Origin of the sequence: Aquamicrobium lusatiense, from assembly GCF_014201615.1 — a bacterium.
Taxonomy (GTDB): Bacteria; Pseudomonadota; Alphaproteobacteria; order Rhizobiales; family Rhizobiaceae; genus Mesorhizobium; species Mesorhizobium lusatiense.
Map to the genome: position 1 here is coordinate 2450762 of NZ_JACHEU010000001.1, position 16065 is coordinate 2466826.

At 60.6% G+C, this 16065-nt stretch carries 13 protein-coding genes; 8 read left to right on the forward strand and 5 right to left on the reverse strand.

The features are described from left to right. Nucleotides 1–100 precede the first annotated feature (100 nt). Nucleotides 101–865, reverse strand: coding sequence for a triose-phosphate isomerase (gene tpiA / locus HNR59_RS11760; protein ID WP_183830230.1), 765 nt, complete (start codon nt 863–865; stop codon nt 101–103). A 124-nt stretch (nt 866–989) separates the two neighbouring features. Here tpiA and HNR59_RS11765 point away from each other — a divergent pair, with 124 nt between their 5' ends. The 6 genes from HNR59_RS11765 to lexA all read left to right on the forward strand — a co-directional run bounded on the left by HNR59_RS11765 (nt 990) and on the right by lexA (nt 7245). Next, nucleotides 990–2882 (forward strand): SurA N-terminal domain-containing protein, encoded by a 1893-nt coding sequence (locus HNR59_RS11765; RefSeq protein WP_183830233.1) that lies wholly within the window; start codon nt 990–992, stop codon nt 2880–2882. After that, entirely contained in the window at nt 2879–3889 is a 1011-nt protein-coding gene (gene trpD / locus HNR59_RS11770) for an anthranilate phosphoribosyltransferase (RefSeq protein WP_183830236.1), read from the forward strand. Before HNR59_RS11765 ends, trpD begins: the two co-directional genes overlap by 4 nt. A 2-nt stretch (nt 3890–3891) precedes the next feature. Then, nucleotides 3892–4698 carry an indole-3-glycerol phosphate synthase TrpC gene (trpC, locus tag HNR59_RS11775; protein ID WP_183830239.1) on the forward strand — a complete coding sequence of 269 codons (807 nt, stop codon included), beginning with the start codon at nt 3892–3894 and terminating at the stop codon, nt 4696–4698. Between the two features lie 5 nt (nt 4699–4703). Then, a complete protein-coding gene (gene moaC / locus HNR59_RS11780) occupies nt 4704–5207 on the forward strand; it encodes a cyclic pyranopterin monophosphate synthase MoaC (RefSeq protein WP_343060800.1) in 504 nt (167 codons plus the stop codon). Between the two features lies 1 nt (nt 5208). Continuing rightward, on the forward strand, nt 5209–6414 hold the full coding sequence (locus HNR59_RS11785; protein ID WP_183830242.1) for a molybdopterin molybdotransferase MoeA: 1206 nt from the start codon (nt 5209–5211) through the stop codon (nt 6412–6414). A gap of 111 nt (nt 6415–6525) precedes the next feature. Next, nucleotides 6526–7245, forward strand: coding sequence for a transcriptional repressor LexA (gene lexA, locus HNR59_RS11790; protein ID WP_183830245.1), 720 nt, complete (start codon nt 6526–6528; stop codon nt 7243–7245). Nucleotides 7246–7594: 349 nt separating this feature from the next. Here lexA and HNR59_RS11795 read toward each other — a convergent pair whose 3' ends face one another. Further along, complete coding sequence (locus HNR59_RS11795; protein ID WP_183830246.1) at nt 7595–10123, reverse strand: ComEC/Rec2 family competence protein; 2529 nt, start codon at nt 10121–10123, stop codon at nt 7595–7597. A 95-nt stretch (nt 10124–10218) separates the two neighbouring features. On the opposite strand from HNR59_RS11795, the gene gltX reads away from it, so the two are divergent. Then, a complete protein-coding gene (gene gltX / locus HNR59_RS11800; protein WP_183830248.1) occupies nt 10219–11640 on the forward strand; it encodes a glutamate--tRNA ligase in 1422 nt (473 codons plus the stop codon). A gap of 178 nt (nt 11641–11818) precedes the next feature. Beyond that, nucleotides 11819–13108 (forward strand): citrate synthase, encoded by a 1290-nt coding sequence (gltA, locus tag HNR59_RS11805; protein ID WP_183830250.1) that lies wholly within the window; start codon nt 11819–11821, stop codon nt 13106–13108. 72 nt (nt 13109–13180) lie between these two features. Here gltA and lpxB read toward each other — a convergent pair whose 3' ends face one another. Genes lpxB through lpxA form a run of 3 tightly spaced genes read right to left on the reverse strand, consistent with a single transcriptional unit; the run spans nt 13181 to nt 16057 of the window. Beyond that, entirely contained in the window at nt 13181–14347 is a 1167-nt protein-coding gene (gene lpxB, locus HNR59_RS11810; RefSeq protein ID WP_183830252.1) for a lipid-A-disaccharide synthase, read from the reverse strand. Further along, on the reverse strand, nt 14344–15237 hold the full coding sequence (locus HNR59_RS11815; protein WP_183830254.1) for an LpxI family protein: 894 nt from the start codon (nt 15235–15237) through the stop codon (nt 14344–14346). The genes lpxB and HNR59_RS11815 overlap by 4 nt, the downstream gene beginning before the upstream one ends. After that, the gene (gene lpxA / locus HNR59_RS11820; RefSeq protein ID WP_183830257.1) at nt 15224–16057 is read right to left on the reverse strand and encodes an acyl-ACP--UDP-N-acetylglucosamine O-acyltransferase; all 834 of its coding nucleotides are present in this window, start codon (nt 16055–16057) and stop codon (nt 15224–15226) included. The genes HNR59_RS11815 and lpxA overlap by 14 nt, the downstream gene beginning before the upstream one ends. Nucleotides 16058–16065: the final 8 nt, after the last annotated feature.

Genomic DNA, 16065 nt, shown 5'->3' on the forward strand with positions numbered 1-16065 from the left:
CAATACAATGCTTTGATGGCATTTCCAAGTCCGGGCCCGGAATTAGCCTTCGAAGCCACCATGTAGGGGCGCACGAAGCCGTGCGCCAGCCTTTTCTCTGTCACAGATGCTCGTATGCTTCGGCTATGCCGAGGAAATCGGCCGCCTTCAGGCTCGCGCCACCGACCAAAGCACCATCCACATTGGCAACGCCGAGCAGTTCGACGGCGTTGGATGGCTTGACCGAGCCGCCATAGAGAATGCGCATCGAATTCGCAGCCTCGCCCAGCCGTTCCACAAGCCGGCCCCGGATGTGGGCATGGGCCTTTGCCACATCATCGGCAGTTGGCGTCAGGCCGGTTCCGATAGCCCAGACCGGCTCATATGCAATAATGGTGTTGGCGGCGCTGGCGCTTTCAGGCACCGACCCCTCGATCTGGCGCGACAGCACGTCGAGCGTGTCGCCGGCCTGGCGCTGATCGTTCGTCTCGCCGATGCAGATGATGGCGATGAGCCCGGCCCGCCACGCGGCTTCGGCCTTGGCGTGAACCGTAGCATCACTCTCGCCATGATCGGTGCGCCGCTCCGAATGGCCGACGATGACATGGCTTGCGCCTGCATCCTTCAGCATCTCGGCCGAGATGTCGCCCGTATGCGCGCCGCTGCTGTTGGCGTGGCAATCTTCGCCGCCGGCGCGAACCGGCGTGCGGGACAGGACTTCAGCAGCCCTTGCCAGAAGCGTGGCCGGTACGCAGACCAGCGCCTCGGTCTGGGCATCAAGGCCCCGCATGAAGCCGTCGCCGATCATTCTGAGCTCATCGAGCGAAGCGCTGGTGCCGTTCATCTTCCAGTTGCCCGCAACAAGCGGCCGAATTCCTGGCGTCATGTCTTTTCTGTCCCTGAAAGCTTCCATATGGGCGCCTTCAGTATCAAAATCAGGCCACAAAGCAATCGACACTGGCGCACAAGGAGGCTATTGCCCTTGGCTGCATCTGAAACCGGAATTGAACATGCTCGATAGTCTGAGAAAAGCCTCGGGAACCTGGGTCGCCAAAACTTTGCTCCTCATGCTGGTGCTGAGCTTCGCTGTCTGGGGAATTTCGGGTCAGGTTGCAGGCGTGATCGGCGGCCACGAATCCGTCGTGCGCGTTGGCGGCACGTCGGTCTCGGTCAACGAATATCGTCTGTCCTATGACAGGCAGATCAATTCGCTCTCCCAGCAGTTCGGCCAGCGTCTTACGCAGGAGCAGGTCAACGCCCTCGGGCTGGACCGTCAGGTGATCGCACAGCTCGTTTCCGGAGCGCTGCTCGACGAACAGGCCCGCAAGATGGGTCTCGGCATCTCGCAGGACCGCCTCGCCGCCCTCACCCATGAAGATCCGGCTTTCCGCGGGGCAAACGGACAGTTCGACAGGCAGATGTTCGACTATGTGCTGCGTCAGGTCGGCATGCGGCCGGAAGACTATCTGAACAACAGGGCGCAGGTCGCCCGGCGCCAGCAGATCATCGAAGCCGTTTCGGATGGACTCAAGGTGCCCGACACATTCCTCAGGGCATTCGCTCTCTATCAGGGTGAGGACCGTACGGTCGATTACCTGGTTCTGCCGAAATCATTGGTAGAGCCGGTTGAAGCTCCGTCCGACACCGAGCTTTCCACCTATTTCGAGGCGAACAAGCAGAAATATGCCGCGCCCGAATATCGTAAATTCTCCTATGTCCGTCTCGAACCCGAAGATATTTCCGATCCGGCCGCGATCAGCGATCAGCAGGTGAGCGAAGATTACGAGAAGAACAAGTCGCTGTTCACCACCCCTGCCACCCGCAAGATCGAGCAGATCGTTTTCTCATCCGAGCAGGATGCGCAGACGGCTCGCGATTCCATCAACAACGGCGGAACTTTCGACCGGGTCTATGCCGCGCAGGGCAAGACCGAATCCGATGTTCAGCTCGGAACGCTGGCAAAGGACAAGATTGCAGATCAGGCCGTGGCGGAAGCAGCCTTCGCGCTGGGGCTGAATGAAGTCAGCCATGTGGTAAAAGGTACTTTTGGCCCGGTGCTTTTGCGCGTGACCGAAATAAATCCCGAGGTGGTCAAGCCTCTCTCCGAGGTTCAGGATCAGATACGCAAGGACCTCGCCCTCAGCGAAGCCAGCCGCCTGCTGCTCGAAGTTCACGACGCGTATGAGGATGCCCGCGCCGGCGGCGAGACCATGGAAGAGGCCGCTGCCAAACAACGCCTGAAGGTTGTCACGGTCGAGGCGATCGATCGTTCAGGCCGTGCGCCTGACGAGAACGTCATTCGTAATCTGCCGGAATCGGCCAACCTCATCCGCGCGGTTTTCGAATCCGAACCGGGCGCCGAGAACGAGGCGCTGCAAACGGCGAATGGCGGCTATCTGTTCTATGAACTCAACTCCGTCACCCCTGCCCGTGATCGCGCACTGGATGAGGTGAAGGACCGCGTCGTTGCCGACTGGACGGCGCTTGAAACCGAAAAGAGACTTCTGGCCAAAGCCGAGGAGCTGAAGAAGCGTGTTGCGGAAGGGGCCGGGCTGGATGTGGTGGCTTCCGAGCTTTCGCTCGAAAAGCAGACCAAGCGCGGCCTGAAACGCTCCGCGGACGATGCCGACTTCGGCCGCGAGGGAGCAGCCGAAATGTTCGATGTCGGCGAGGGCCAGTCCGGCGTCATTCCGGCACCGACCGGCGGCGCGCAAATCCTGTTCAAGGTCACTCAGGTGGTGGAACCGGCCGCCGCCGACGCACAGACCGTTCCGGATGACGTGAAGAACTCCTTCGCCGCGGGCCTCTCCGGCGATCTCCTCGATCAGCTGGTTGCCCAATTGCAGAGCCAGTATCCGGTGGAGATCGACCAGGTGGCCATCTCGCAGGCACTGGCCAGATGAGCGCGCTGAAACCCTTCATCGGCAAGGTGGCCACCGGCGACGCACTGAGCTTCGATGAAGCGTGCGATGCCTTCGATATCATCATGTCGGGTGACGCCACTCCGGGTCAGATCGGCGGCTTCCTGATGGCGCTGCGTGTTCGCGGTGAGACCGTCAGCGAGATTTCCGGTGCCGTCGCGACGATGCGCAGCAAGATGCTGCCCGTCTCGGCCCCGGTGGAAGCGATCGACATCGTCGGCACAGGCGGCGACGGCTCGCACAGCGTAAACATCTCCACAGCTTCCGCCTTCGTCATTGCCGCCTGCGGCGTGCCGGTGGCCAAGCATGGGAACCGCGGCCTTTCCTCGCTGACGGGCACCGCAGACGTGCTGACGCGGCTGGGTGTCAACATCGAGCTCGCGCCGGAGACCATAGCTCGGTGTATTGAGGAAGCTGGTATCGGCTTCATGTTCGCGCCGTCGCATCACCCGGCAATGAAGCACGTGGGGCCGATCCGGGTGGAGCTTGGCACACGTACCATCTTCAATCTGCTCGGGCCTCTCACCAACCCTGCAGGGGTCGGACGGCAGCTCGTGGGCGTGTTCGCGCCCGAATGGGTGCTGCCGGTGGCCGAAGCCCTCAAGGCGCTCGGTTCCAGACATGTGTGGGTCGTTCACGGCGATGGCTATGACGAGATCACCGTAACGGGCGAAACCCATGTTGCCGAACTCGTGAACGGTGAAATCCGCAGTTTCACCCTCACCCCTGAAGCCTTTGCGCTGCAACGCCATTCCAAGGAAGCGTTGCGCGGAGGAGATTCGGAATTCAACGCGGCCGCATTGCGCGGTGTTCTTTCGGGAACTCCCGGCGCATATCGTGATACGGTGCTGATGAATGCTGGTGCCGGACTGGTCGTTGCCGACAGGGTCAGGACACTTGAAGACGGAATCGTCAGAGCCCGCGAAGCGATCGACAATGGGAATGCGACCAGAGTTCTGAACAAGTTGATCGAGGTTTCCAACGCTTAGCCATGTCAGACATTCTGCGTAAGATTGAAGCCTACAAGCGTGACGAGATCGCCGCAGCAAAGGCGCGCAGGCCCCTTTCCGAGCTGAAAGCCCGGGCAGCAGATCAGGAAAAGCCGCGCGGCTTCCTGTCCGCACTTGAAACATGCAATCACGAAGGCCGCTTCGCGCTCATTGCCGAGATCAAGAAAGCCAGCCCGTCAAAAGGCCTTATCCGGGCCGATTTCGATCCGCCCGCTCTTGCCCGTGCCTATGAGGCCGGCGGCGCTGCCTGCCTTTCGGTGCTGACGGACGGACCGTCTTTTCAGGGCGCCCCGGAATATCTGACCCGGGCGCGTGAGGCTGTCAGCCTTCCCGCGCTGCGCAAGGATTTTCTGTTCGACACCTATCAGGTGCATGAGGCGCGCGCATGGGGGGCGGATGCGATCCTCATCATCATGGCAAGCGTCGATGATGCCACCGCGCAGGCGCTCGAAGACACCGCCTTCTCGCTCGGCATGGACGCACTGATCGAGGTGCATGACGAGGAAGAAACGGTTCGTGCGCTTCGCCTTTCCTCGCGCCTTATCGGGATCAACAACCGCAATCTGCGCACCTTCGAAACCTCGCTGGAAACCAGCGAACGTCTTGCCCCGATGATTCCGGCCGACAGGCTGCTCGTCGGCGAGAGCGGTATCTTCACCAATGAGGACTGCAAGCGGCTGGCCCGGAGCGGCATCGGCACCTTCCTCGTTGGCGAAAGCCTGATGCGTCAGGATGACGTTACCAGTGCCACGCGCATCCTCCTTGGGCTCGAATCAGGCGAGGCATAGCTGCCGTGAGCGAACGCCCCTCCCCGGCCGGAACCGGCCTTACGCATATCGGCGCTTCCGGCGAAGCGCATATGGTCGATGTCGGCGGCAAGGCCGAGACCGTACGGGAGGCTATCGCCGGGGGCAGCGTTCGCATGCAGGCCGAAACGCTTGCCATGATCCTCGCAGGCAACGCTAAGAAAGGCGACGTCCTTTCGACAGCCCGCATAGCCGGCATCATGGCCGCCAAGAAGGCGCACGAGCTCATCCCGCTCTGCCACCCCCTGCTGCTCACCAAGGTCAGCGTCGATATCGAGCCGGATCACGATCTGCCGGGCCTCAGGGTTCAGGCGCTGGCGCGCGTCACCGGCAAGACCGGCGTTGAAATGGAGGCGCTGACGGCTGCGTCCGTCGCCTGCCTCACCATCTACGACATGGCCAAGGCCGTGGACCGCGCGATGATTATTTCCGACATCAGGCTTACCTCCAAGACCGGAGGAAAATCAGGCGACTACAAGGCAGAACCCTGACATGGCGCTGGTCCCGATGGAAACGGCGCTGCAACGCCTTCTGGAGGATGTCGGACCCCTCGATGGCGAAAGCGTACCCCTCAAGGATGCGTATGATCGCGTGCTTGCCGAGTCAATCGTGGCGCTGCGTACGCAGCCTCCGTTCGACGCCTCGGCGATGGATGGCTATGCCATGCAGGGCGCCGACGCGCAGACCACGGACGGTGAATTGGCCGTCATCGGCGAAGTGGCCGCCGGCAGCACATTTTCAGGCTCTGTCGAGGCCGGCCAGTGCGTGCGCATCTTCACCGGCGCACCCCTGCCCGCTGGAACCGATACGGTCGTTATTCAGGAAAATGTCGACAGGCCGGCAGATGGCGTCATTCGCCTGCGCGAGCCGACCGCTGCCGGTCGCAATGTGCGGCGCGCCGGACTGGATTTCACGACTGGCGACCTTCTCGTCGAAAAAGGCCATCTGATGCGTGCCAGCGCGCTTTCGCTTGCCGCTTCGGCCAATCACGCGCGCCTCAAGGTCGTCAAACGGCCTCTGGTCGCCATCATCGCCACCGGCGACGAATTGTGCCTGCCGGGAAGCGAACTGGGGCCGGGGCAGATCATTTCATCCAACAGCTATGGCATCGCAGCCGCGGCCCGCGCCGTGGGCGCCGATGTTCTCGATCTTGGCATCGCACCAGATCGCGAGGATGCAATCTCGGCGCTGGTGAAGCAGGCTGTTGCTGCCGGCGCGGACGTCATCGTCACATCTGGCGGAGCCTCCGTCGGCGATCACGATCTCGTTCACAAGGTTCTGACGCGCGAAGGCATGACGCTCGACTTCTGGCGGATCGCCATGCGGCCAGGAAAGCCGCTGATGTTCGGCAGAATGGACAACATCAGATGTCTGGGCCTGCCCGGAAATCCCGTGGCAAGCCTCGTCTGCTCGCAGCTTTTCCTGAAACCTCTGCTCGCCCGCCTTGGCGGCCGGACTTTCCATCAGGACATCAGGACAGCGACGCTCGGGGCACCGGTTTCAGCCAACGACCATCGGCAGGACTATGTTCGTGCCGCCATCGAGGAACGCGACGGCCAGCTGATTGCCACGCCCTTCGGTGTACAGGATTCCTCCATGCTGCGCACCATGGCCGCATCCGGGGGTCTCGTCATACGCGCCCCCTTCCAGCCAGCATCGGAAATCGGCGATCCCTGCCAGTTGATGATGATCGGTTGAAGCCGTCCCGGATCGTTCTGATTTTAAGCGGTTGCGGAACACAACTGGAACATATAGTGTTTGTTCCGGGTTTGTTTTCCGATTCTGGATTCGCCGCTGCCGGGGGAACCTATGCTGACGCGCAAGCAACATGAACTGCTTCTGTTTATCCATGAGCGTTTGAAGGAGAGTGGCATTCCGCCCTCTTTCGACGAAATGAAGGAAGCGCTGGACCTTGCCTCGAAGTCGGGCATCCATCGCCTGATCACCGCACTGGAAGAACGTGGGTTCATCCGTCGCCTGCCCAATCGTGCGCGTGCGCTGGAAGTGCTGCGCCTGCCCGATTCCATTGCCCCCGGCCTAAACAGCGCACGAAAATTTTCACCCAGCGTCATTCAGGGAAGCCTTGGGCAGCCGGCAAAGGATGTTCGCAAGCCGCAGGTCGCCAGCAATGACGATGACAGCGCTTCGGCGGTTTCCATCCCCGTGATGGGGCGGATCGCTGCGGGTGTTCCGATCGATGCGATCCAGCACAAGACACATTCCATTTCGGTGCCGCCGGAGATGCTGTCGGGCGGCGAGCATTATGCCCTCGAAGTTCGGGGCGATTCCATGATCGAGGCAGGCATTTTTGATGGCGATACCGTCATCATCCGCAACGGCGATACAGCCACCCCGGGCGATATAGTCGTGGCACTCGTTGACGAGGAAGAAGCAACCCTGAAGCGGTTCCGTCGCAAAGGCGCCTCCATCGCGCTTGAAGCCGCCAATCCGGCTTACGAAACCCGGATTTTCGGACCCGACCGCGTCAAGGTGCAAGGCAGGCTGGTCGGATTGATCCGCCGTTATTGATCCGGAAATGAAACGGAGCGAACCGGATTTTTGTTTTCGCTCTGTTCTGAAAAAACATTATCTATCAGGATATTAAAACAACATCTTGGGGAAATGATCGAAATATTTATGTCGCCATTTGAGCGCTCTTAAAACGCTGGAATCAATCTGTTGATCGCAGATAGTTGAAGAGCACTTTACGGCCTGTACGAACGGCGAGCAGATTTTATCTTCATAGGTGAGCCGCCAGTCGAGCGATCTGCCACGATGTTCGATTTCCCGCGTAACTGGGTCTGCATTTTACCCACCCGCGCAAGCAGACGTGCCTAGGGAGGTGCACACTGTTCAGGATGCGCCCTGTCTTTATCGCTTATTCGATCTTGTCCGAGGCCGAGAGAACAGGCGTTTCCGCAGGTGCTGAGGCAACTTTTCTCTCATAGGGCGGCAAGCCACGGGCTTCCCGCGAGTATCGGCGCTGGGTGTGCCATGGCCGATAATTCCCTTCAATTGCGAAGCGCACCTTTGGCTCTCCGATGATTGGCAATGAATTTCCGGCTGAAACAACAGCAGAAGCAGTGTCGATCTTTTCCAGATAGACTTCGGCACTTCCCTTTTGCGCCAGCTCCCGACGGGTCACCACAATTGCCTGAGATTTTCGGCATGGGCTACGCGTAACCGCGTCCTCGATCACGATGACTGTTGCATGGGCACATGCTTTGGCGGCCGTAGCTGCATCCGGAGCCTGCACGACAAGCAGGCCAGAGGGACTGCGCAACGCACATGTTTTCCCGGAGCATACAAACCCTGCTGCTGTACTTTCCTGCTTCGCAGAGGCGATAAAATCCTGCAGAAAAATACCTTCGTCCGGCTGCTTTACGCGGGTTGGCGGCAATACCATCTCAGAGTCCATCGCCCGGCTCCAGTTATCCATGGTGAAGGCATTCGGGCGGGGTCGGTTGACCGCAACCTGCCCGCCTTCCATGGCGACGGCAATCAGCCGGGCATCTTCTGAAATGAGAATGTCAGGCGTTCGGGCGGAACCCAGCGTGAGCAGGCTGCCTATGGCGAATGGCAGTGCAACAAGGCGCAGCCATGTTGTCGTCATCGTTGCAATCACCAGCGCAATCGTCGCCAGAAGCACTGCCTCGGGTGGAATCAGCCCGATCGCGTCGACTGGCGACATGTCCGCGATCTTTTCGGAAAGGAAAATCACTGCCGTCAGCCCCTTGCCCATGATCTGCAAGAGAGGGCCATCAAGCCCGAAAGGCATGGCGAGCGATGCAAAGACAGCAAAAGGCATGACAATGATCGAGACGACCGGCATCACCGCCAGATTGGCCAGCAGGCTGAGCGGTGCAACGCGCTGAAAGTGCCATGCCGCGTAGAGGGTCGTGGCAACACCGGCAACCACGGACGTCGCGGCAAGGCCAATCATCATGGTGACCAGAGCGCGGATCAGCGACCGAACGAGGCCTGACTTTTTGTAAACCCGCGCGACAGGGCGGCGCGCCTTGTAGTCCGACCATGCCGCATAGGCGCCGACGAGCGCCGCCGTTGCCGCGAACGACATCTGGAAGCTGGGCCCCACCACCTCATGGGGCGTGACCAGGATGACGATGATCGCCGAAATGGCGAGATTGCGCATTGTGAGCGCGCTTCGGTCGAACAGGACGGCCACCAGCATGACGGCCAGCATGATGAACGAGCGCACGGCAGCAACCACCATGCCGGAGATCAGCAGGTAGGCGAAAATCGCAAAAAGTGCGGTAAGTGCTGCATATTTCCTGACCGGATGACGGGAGGAAAAATCCGGGAATGCGGCGAACAATCCGCGCATCAATCCCATCACCGTACCCGCCACCAGCGCCATATGCAGGCCGGATATGGAGATAATGTGATAGATGCCTGTCTTGCGCATTGCCTCGTTTATTTCTTCGGGAATGCCTGCCCGCACCCCGACGATCAGCGCTGCCGCGATTTCGCCTTCCGGCCCGCCGATTCTGTGTCTGATGCGCTCGGCAACCGCCTGCCGCCCCCGCTCGATCGCAGCACTGATGCGGGTGGCCAATGGCGCGTCAGTCTGCTCGGACAGCTTTGGTCCGGAGAGAAAGAAGCCGCTCGCGCCAATGCCTCCAAAATAATTGGAAAAGGATGTGTCGTAGCTGTCCGGTCGAATCGGTCCGCTTGGCGGTAGCAGGCGGACGAGGCCGGTCACGTCAGAGCCCGCGCCTATTTCCGGCGGCAGGTTGCGAGCGGAAATTCGTACCCGTTCCGGCTGGTAGCGAAGTTTCGGCCGCTCGGTGGACACGACATCGATTGTCAGACGCTTGCGCCCGCTCGCCATGTCCTCAATTTCAACGACCCTGCCGGTAAGTCGTACGGTGATGTTGGAGCCGATCACCCGGGTATCCAGACGCCATGTCTGAAACTTGGAGAGGGCGACGCCGGAAATGCAAAATAGGAGAGCCAGGCAACACAGATGAATTTTGTGATGTCTGCGTACGGCCCATGTCAAAACCGCAGAAGCCCCGGTCAGACCAAGCAGCACAGTCCATCGAGGTTCATGAGACATCGAAAAGTAGAATACGACGCCAATGGACAGGAACACCGGTACGAGAAGAAAGCCGGCTCCACGCTCCATTTCCAGCACAAACGCCAGTGAAGCAGATCGTCCGAATCTGCGTAGTGGCAGCGTGACATGTGCTGCCTGCAGGAATCGCGATCGCCGTGGAGGCAGTGGAGCACGCTCTGAAGAAAGTGCGGGAGAAGTGCCCTCCGGAAGGGTGGGCGCCTGCGGTGCCGGCAATGCCGTTGCCTCCGGCAGAGCAAAAAGATTTCGCTCACTGACGTCAAAAGGCGCATTCTTTGCGCCGTGACTGCCGGCCGACGACAAAGTCACCAAGCCTCCCCCTTGCACCCCTCACCTCCTATGCTACATGAACGCGCAAACAGCGAAAGTCCGGCAGCTGGCTTTCGTCACCTCGCGAGAACTGAATGTCTGACAAGGTCGTCACCCGCTTCGCCCCCTCGCCCACGGGCTTCCTGCATATAGGCGGTGCGCGCACTGCGCTGTTCAACTGGCTTTATGCCCGCCACACCGGCGGCACCATGTTGCTGCGCATCGAGGATACGGATCGGGAACGCTCCACAGATGCAGCTACCGCTGCGATTCTCGAAGGCCTGAGCTGGCTTGGATTGAAATGGGAAGGCGATCCCGTATCGCAGTATGAGCGCGCCGGCCGGCACCGCGAGGTGGCGGAAGAACTGGTTGGTCTGGGCAAGGCCTATTACTGCTACGCCACACCGGCGGAACTGGAAGAAATGCGCGAAAAGGCACGCGCCGAAGGGCGCCCGCCACGCTATGATGGCCGCTGGCGCGATCGTGACCCTTCCGAAGCGCCCGAAGGCGTTCCCGGCGCAATCCGCATCAAGGCACCCACCGAGGGAGAAACCCTGGTGCGTGATCTCGTTCAGGGCGATGTGCGCTTTCCGAACAAGGATCTTGATGACTTCATCATCCTGCGCTCGGATGGAAATCCAACCTACATGCATGCAGTGGTGGTGGACGACCACGACATGGGCGTCACCCACATCATCCGCGGCGATGACCATCTCACCAACGCGGCGCGGCAGACCATCATCTATGATGCCATGGGCTGGCAGGTGCCGGAGATGGCGCATATCCCGCTCATTCACGGTGCCGATGGCGCAAAGCTTTCCAAGCGCCACGGTGCGCTCGGCGTGGAAGCCTACAGGGCAATGGGATACCTGCCCGAGGCCCTGCTCAACTACCTTGCACGCCTCGGCTGGAGCCATGGCGACGACGAGGTGATGTCGATTGCCCAGATGACAGAATGGTTCGACATCACCGATGTGAACAAGGGGGCAGCGCGTTTCGACTTCGCCAAGCTGGAAGCGCTGAACGGCATTCACATGCGTTCGATGGATGACGCGGCACTCACCGAAGCTCTCCTGTCCGCCCTCCCATATCTGCCGGATGGCGAAGCCCTTGCCACAGGCTTTGACGACGCGGCCAGAGAACGGCTGCTGCGCGCCATGCCCGGGCTCAAGGATCGCGCCAAGACACTGATCGAGCTTGCGGACAACACCTATTATCTGACCGCCCGGCGGCCTCTCCAGTTGGATGAAAAAGCGACGACCATACTCGATGACGCCGCAAGGGCCGTGCTGAAGGATGTGCTGACCCGTTTTCAGGATATCAGCGAGTGGAATGCTCAGACGACCGAAGCGGCGATCCGGGAATACGCTGAGAGTTCCGGGCTGAAACTGGGCAAGATCGCCCAGCCGCTGCGCGCGGCGCTGACCGGTCGGGCGACGTCCCCGGGCGTGTTCGATGTGCTGGATGTGCTTGGGCGTGAAGAAAGCCTCGCACGCATTGGGGATCAAATCGATTAAGGGACACGGCTACGAAAATTGACGTTGAAAGGCCTGTGTTGCGGTGCAACATTAGCGCGCGAACCGAAACGGTTCGGCACCTTATACAGGCTGCACTTTTGAACTTTCCCGTATTTCGGATTTAACATCGACCAACGATTTTTGCCGCTTGGGCATGAGACTTGACAAGGAGTTTGCGATGACCGGATCAACTGCGAAACTGGAGCTTGGCGGCAAAACTCACGAACTCCAGGTCCGAAGTGGAACGATCGGACCGGACGTCGTCGACATCGCCTCGCTCTACTCTACCACCGGCGCCTTCACTTACGATCCCGGCTTCACTTCGACGGCAAGCTGCGAATCGCAGATCACTTACATCGATGGTGACGCAGGCGTTCTGCTGCACCGCGGATATCCCATCGACCAGCTCGCCGAGCACGGCGATTTCCTCGAAGTCTGCTACCTCCTGCTCTACGGTGAACTGCCGACCAAGAGCCAGAAAGAGGATTTCGATCACCGCATCACGCGCCACACCATGGTGCATGAGCAGATGTCGAAATTCTTCTCAGGCTTCCGCCGCGATGCGCACCCGATGGCGGTCATGTGCGGTGTCGTCGGTGCGCTTTCGGCCTTCTATCACGACTCCACCGACATCTCCGATCCGCATCAGCGCATGGTCGCCTCGATGCGCCTGATCGCCAAGATGCCGACCATTGCGGCCATGGCCTACAAGTATCACATCGGCCAGCCGTTCATTTATCCCAAGAACGACCTGAACTTTGCCGCCAACTTCCTGCACATGTGCTTTGCGGTGCCTTGCGAGGAATACAAGGTCAATCCGGTTCTGGCGCGCGCCATGGAGCGCATCTTCATCCTTCATGCCGACCATGAGCAGAACGCTTCGACCTCGACCGTTCGGCTGGCCGGCTCGTCGGGCGCCAACCCGTTCGCCTGCATCGCCGCCGGCATTGCCTGCCTGTGGGGACCGGCTCATGGCGGCGCCAACGAAGCTGCCCTCAACATGCTGGCCGAGATCGGCCACGTCGACAACATTCCCGAATTCGTCAACCGCGCCAAGGACAAGAACGATCCGTTCCGCCTCATGGGCTTCGGTCACCGCGTCTACAAGAACTACGATCCGCGTGCCAAGATCATGCAGCAGACCGCGCATGAGGTTCTGGGTGAGCTCGGCATCAAGGACGATCCGCTGCTCGACATCGCCATGGAGCTGGAAAAGATCGCTCTTACTGACGAGTACTTCATCGAGAAGAAGCTCTACCCGAACGTCGACTTCTACTCCGGCATCACCCTGAAGGCGCTGGGCTTCCCCACCACCATGTTTACCGTTCTGTTTGCCGTCGCCCGCACCGTGGGCTGGATTGCCCAGTGGAAGGAAATGATCGAGGATCCGCGCCAGAAGATCGGGCGTCCGCGCCAGCTCTACACCGGCTCGCCCGAGCGCGATTACATTCCGATCGCCAAGCGCTGACCGGATACGAAAAAGGCCGCGAAGTTCGCGGCCTTTTTCTCTTGAAATAAGAGCTTGTCTTCCTGATTTCTCTTACTGGATCATGTTCAGCACCGCCTCGGCTCCAATCGCTCCGGCCGGGCGATCGGTTGCCATGCGGCGGCGCACTTCCGCAAAGCCGGCTTTCTGCCAATCGCGCATCCCGCCATCGATAAGAAGCGCCTCGACCTGTCGGGCCAATATTCCGGGCCGCACAAAGCGGTCGTAGAATTCAGGCACGATGGCCCGGTCGGCGATCAGATTGGGCAGTGATGCGGACCAGATTTTCAGCAGGAGCGGCGCAACAGGCCTGATGACGGGATCGAGCTTGTAACAGGAGATCATCGGCACCCCCGACAAAGCCAGCTCCAGAGAAACCGTTCCCGATGCAATCAGCGCCGCATCAGCCTCTGCAAAGGCCTGCCACTTTGCATCCGGCTCGGTCACGATTTCCGGTTTCTGGTCCCAGTTCTGTGTCGACTTCCCGATCGTCGGAGCAACATGCGGAACAGTTGGCAAAACCAGCCGCAGCTTGTGGCCGCGTGCGCGCAACTCATTCACCGTTTCACCGAATGGCTCAAGCAAACGGTTCACTTCTCCGCGTCGTGAGCCGGGCAACAGAAGCAGCGTTCTGGTGTTCCCGGCCGACATATCCCGCGGCTGGTCTTGCCCCGCTGCGGCAAGCCTGACACCCGCATCCTGAGTCAGCCGATGCCCCACATAGGTGCCGGCGGGGCCACCAAGGCGCTCCAGTTCCCCAACCTCGAAGGGCAGGATGCACAGAATGCGGTCCACATAAGGTCGCATCGCCGCCGCCCGGCCTTGCCGCCAGGCCCACACGCTTGGGCACACGTAATGAACGATCGGGATCGAGGCATCACCCGAACGCACCTTCTTCGCGACGCGCAGGGAGAAATCGGGGCTGTCGATGGTGATCAGGCAGTCCGGCTTTGCGGCAACAATCGCTGCTGCAGTCTGACCAATACGACGGATAAGACGAGGCAGATCACGCAGGATGGCGCTGACGCCCATAAGGGCGATCTCGCCCGAACTGAACAGAGACTTCAGTCCAAGCCCCTCCAGATGACGTCCGCCGACACCAACAAGCTCGACCTTGCGGCCGGCCTGCTTTTCCAGTTCACGGATAAGGTCCGCGCCCAGAAGATCCCCGGATTCTTCACCTGCCACGATGGCGATGCGCAGAGGTCGCTGCTCCTTCATGGCGTATCCTTAGGCGGCAGGCCGATGACGAACAGGCCAAGCGCATTAGCCTGTGCGATCATATCCGGCCCGTCCAGCACGAGCGAATGACCGGCCTCCACAGCGATGCCCGCCAGTCCTGCCGCATGCGCTCCGATCACCGTGCGGGGGCCGATGGAGGGCAGGTCCGTGCGAGCCTCCTGCCCCGGTTTGGCGCACTTGACCAGCACGCCGCGCTTCTTTCCCGCGAGGCGCCCATGATCCCGCAGGTCGCGGACGCGCTCCAGCATGGCGTCGGTTCCCTCAATGCCTTCCAGCGCGATCGCGCGGCCGCCTATGGCGACTGCACCCTGCCCTATGTCGAGCGCGCCTATGGCTTCCGCAGCGATGCGCGCCGCCTTGATGTCGCGCCAGTCTGCCTCGGATGGAGAATGGTTGCCGAAAGTCCCTTCAACGGCAACCAGATCCGGAACGATTTCATGCGCCCCGACGACCTTGAAGCCGCTTTTCTCAAGCCATTCGACCACGAAGCGCAGAAGGCCATCGTCCCCTTTGGCCAGAGCCCGTATGAGTGACGGAACAAAGCGCAGAAGTCCTATTCCGGGACGCATTGCGGCGACACGCGGGCGGCGCTTGATTTCTCCCGCCATCACCACATGGGTGATGCCACGCCGGCGAAGGCGCGCAACAAGCGATGGCGCATCTTCCAGCGCGATTGTCTCGTGATCGTAGCGCTCAAGCCCCGCTTCGGCATCCGGCTCGCCCTCAACCATCAGGACAAACGGCTTCAGGCCTGTGTTTGCCAGACCTTCAGCTATCGCACCGGGAAGGTTTCCGCCGCCGGCAATGATGCAGACCCTGCTGTGAGGATCGCCGGCACGGCCACGAGGATTGCTCTCAGTCCTCGTCATCGCCATCGTCGGCGGCCCCACCCTTCAGCGGCGGAACCGTATATTGCCGCTTTCCGCGACTTCCTATGAAGTCGATGATCTTCATGGCAGTCGGCGAGCCGGAAAACTCGGACTTTGCAATCTCGATATTCTCCGCGACCGGGCGGCTGTGATCGAACAGGGTGTGGTAGCAGCGACGAAGCAGATGGATTTCAGCGCGCGGCAACCCTGAGCGCCTCAGCCCGATGATGTTGAGCCCGCGCAGCTTGGCGCGGTTGCCGACAGCAATCGCGAACGGGATGACATCCCCCACTACGGCCGAGCAGCCGCCGATGAAGGCGTTGTTACCGATGCGGACAAACTGGTGAACGGCGGTCAGACCACCGATATTGACATTGTCGCCGATCTCGCAGTGACCGCCGAGCGTGGCGCCATTGGCAAAGGTTGCGTTTTTGCCGACCACGCAATCATGGGCGATGTGGGCGTAGGCAAGGAAATTGCCGTTCTCGCCAACGATCGTCTCGCCGCGGCTGGTGTCGGTGCCGGTGTGCATCGTCACGCCTTCGCGGATCGTGCAATTCGCACCGACGATCAGCGTGGTGCGACCACCCGTATGCTTGGCATTCTGGGGCGGCGCTCCGAGAGTTGCCATGGGAAAGACTTTGGTGCCGGAACCCAGAGTGGTGGCACCCAGCACGGAGACATGTCCGACAAGTTCGACATTGTCTTCGATCGTTGCATCCGCGCTGACATGGCAGAACGGGCCGATACGCACACCGCTGCCAATCCGGGCACCGCTCTCGATGACGGCGGACGGATGTATGATCGTCTGGTTTTCCATTGTGCCTC

Excerpts from the sequence above, each read along its gene's own strand:
- tpiA (WP_183830230.1), bottom strand. The coding sequence starts at position 865 with ATGACGCCAGGAATTCGGCCGCTTGTTGCGGGCAACTGGAAGATGAAC.
- HNR59_RS11765 (WP_183830233.1), top strand. The coding sequence starts at position 990 with ATGCTCGATAGTCTGAGAAAAGCCTCGGGAACCTGGGTCGCCAAAACT.
- trpD (WP_183830236.1), top strand. The coding sequence starts at position 2,879 with ATGAGCGCGCTGAAACCCTTCATCGGCAAGGTGGCCACCGGCGACGCA.
- trpC (WP_183830239.1), top strand. The coding sequence starts at position 3,892 with ATGTCAGACATTCTGCGTAAGATTGAAGCCTACAAGCGTGACGAGATC.
- HNR59_RS11785 (WP_183830242.1), top strand. The coding sequence starts at position 5,209 with ATGGCGCTGGTCCCGATGGAAACGGCGCTGCAACGCCTTCTGGAGGAT.
- lexA (WP_183830245.1), top strand. The coding sequence starts at position 6,526 with ATGCTGACGCGCAAGCAACATGAACTGCTTCTGTTTATCCATGAGCGT.
- gltX (WP_183830248.1), top strand. The coding sequence starts at position 10,219 with ATGTCTGACAAGGTCGTCACCCGCTTCGCCCCCTCGCCCACGGGCTTC.
- gltA (WP_183830250.1), top strand. The coding sequence starts at position 11,819 with ATGACCGGATCAACTGCGAAACTGGAGCTTGGCGGCAAAACTCACGAA.
- lpxB (WP_183830252.1), bottom strand. The coding sequence starts at position 14,347 with ATGAAGGAGCAGCGACCTCTGCGCATCGCCATCGTGGCAGGTGAAGAA.
- HNR59_RS11815 (WP_183830254.1), bottom strand. The coding sequence starts at position 15,237 with ATGACGAGGACTGAGAGCAATCCTCGTGGCCGTGCCGGCGATCCTCAC.
- lpxA (WP_183830257.1), bottom strand. The coding sequence starts at position 16,057 with ATGGAAAACCAGACGATCATACATCCGTCCGCCGTCATCGAGAGCGGT.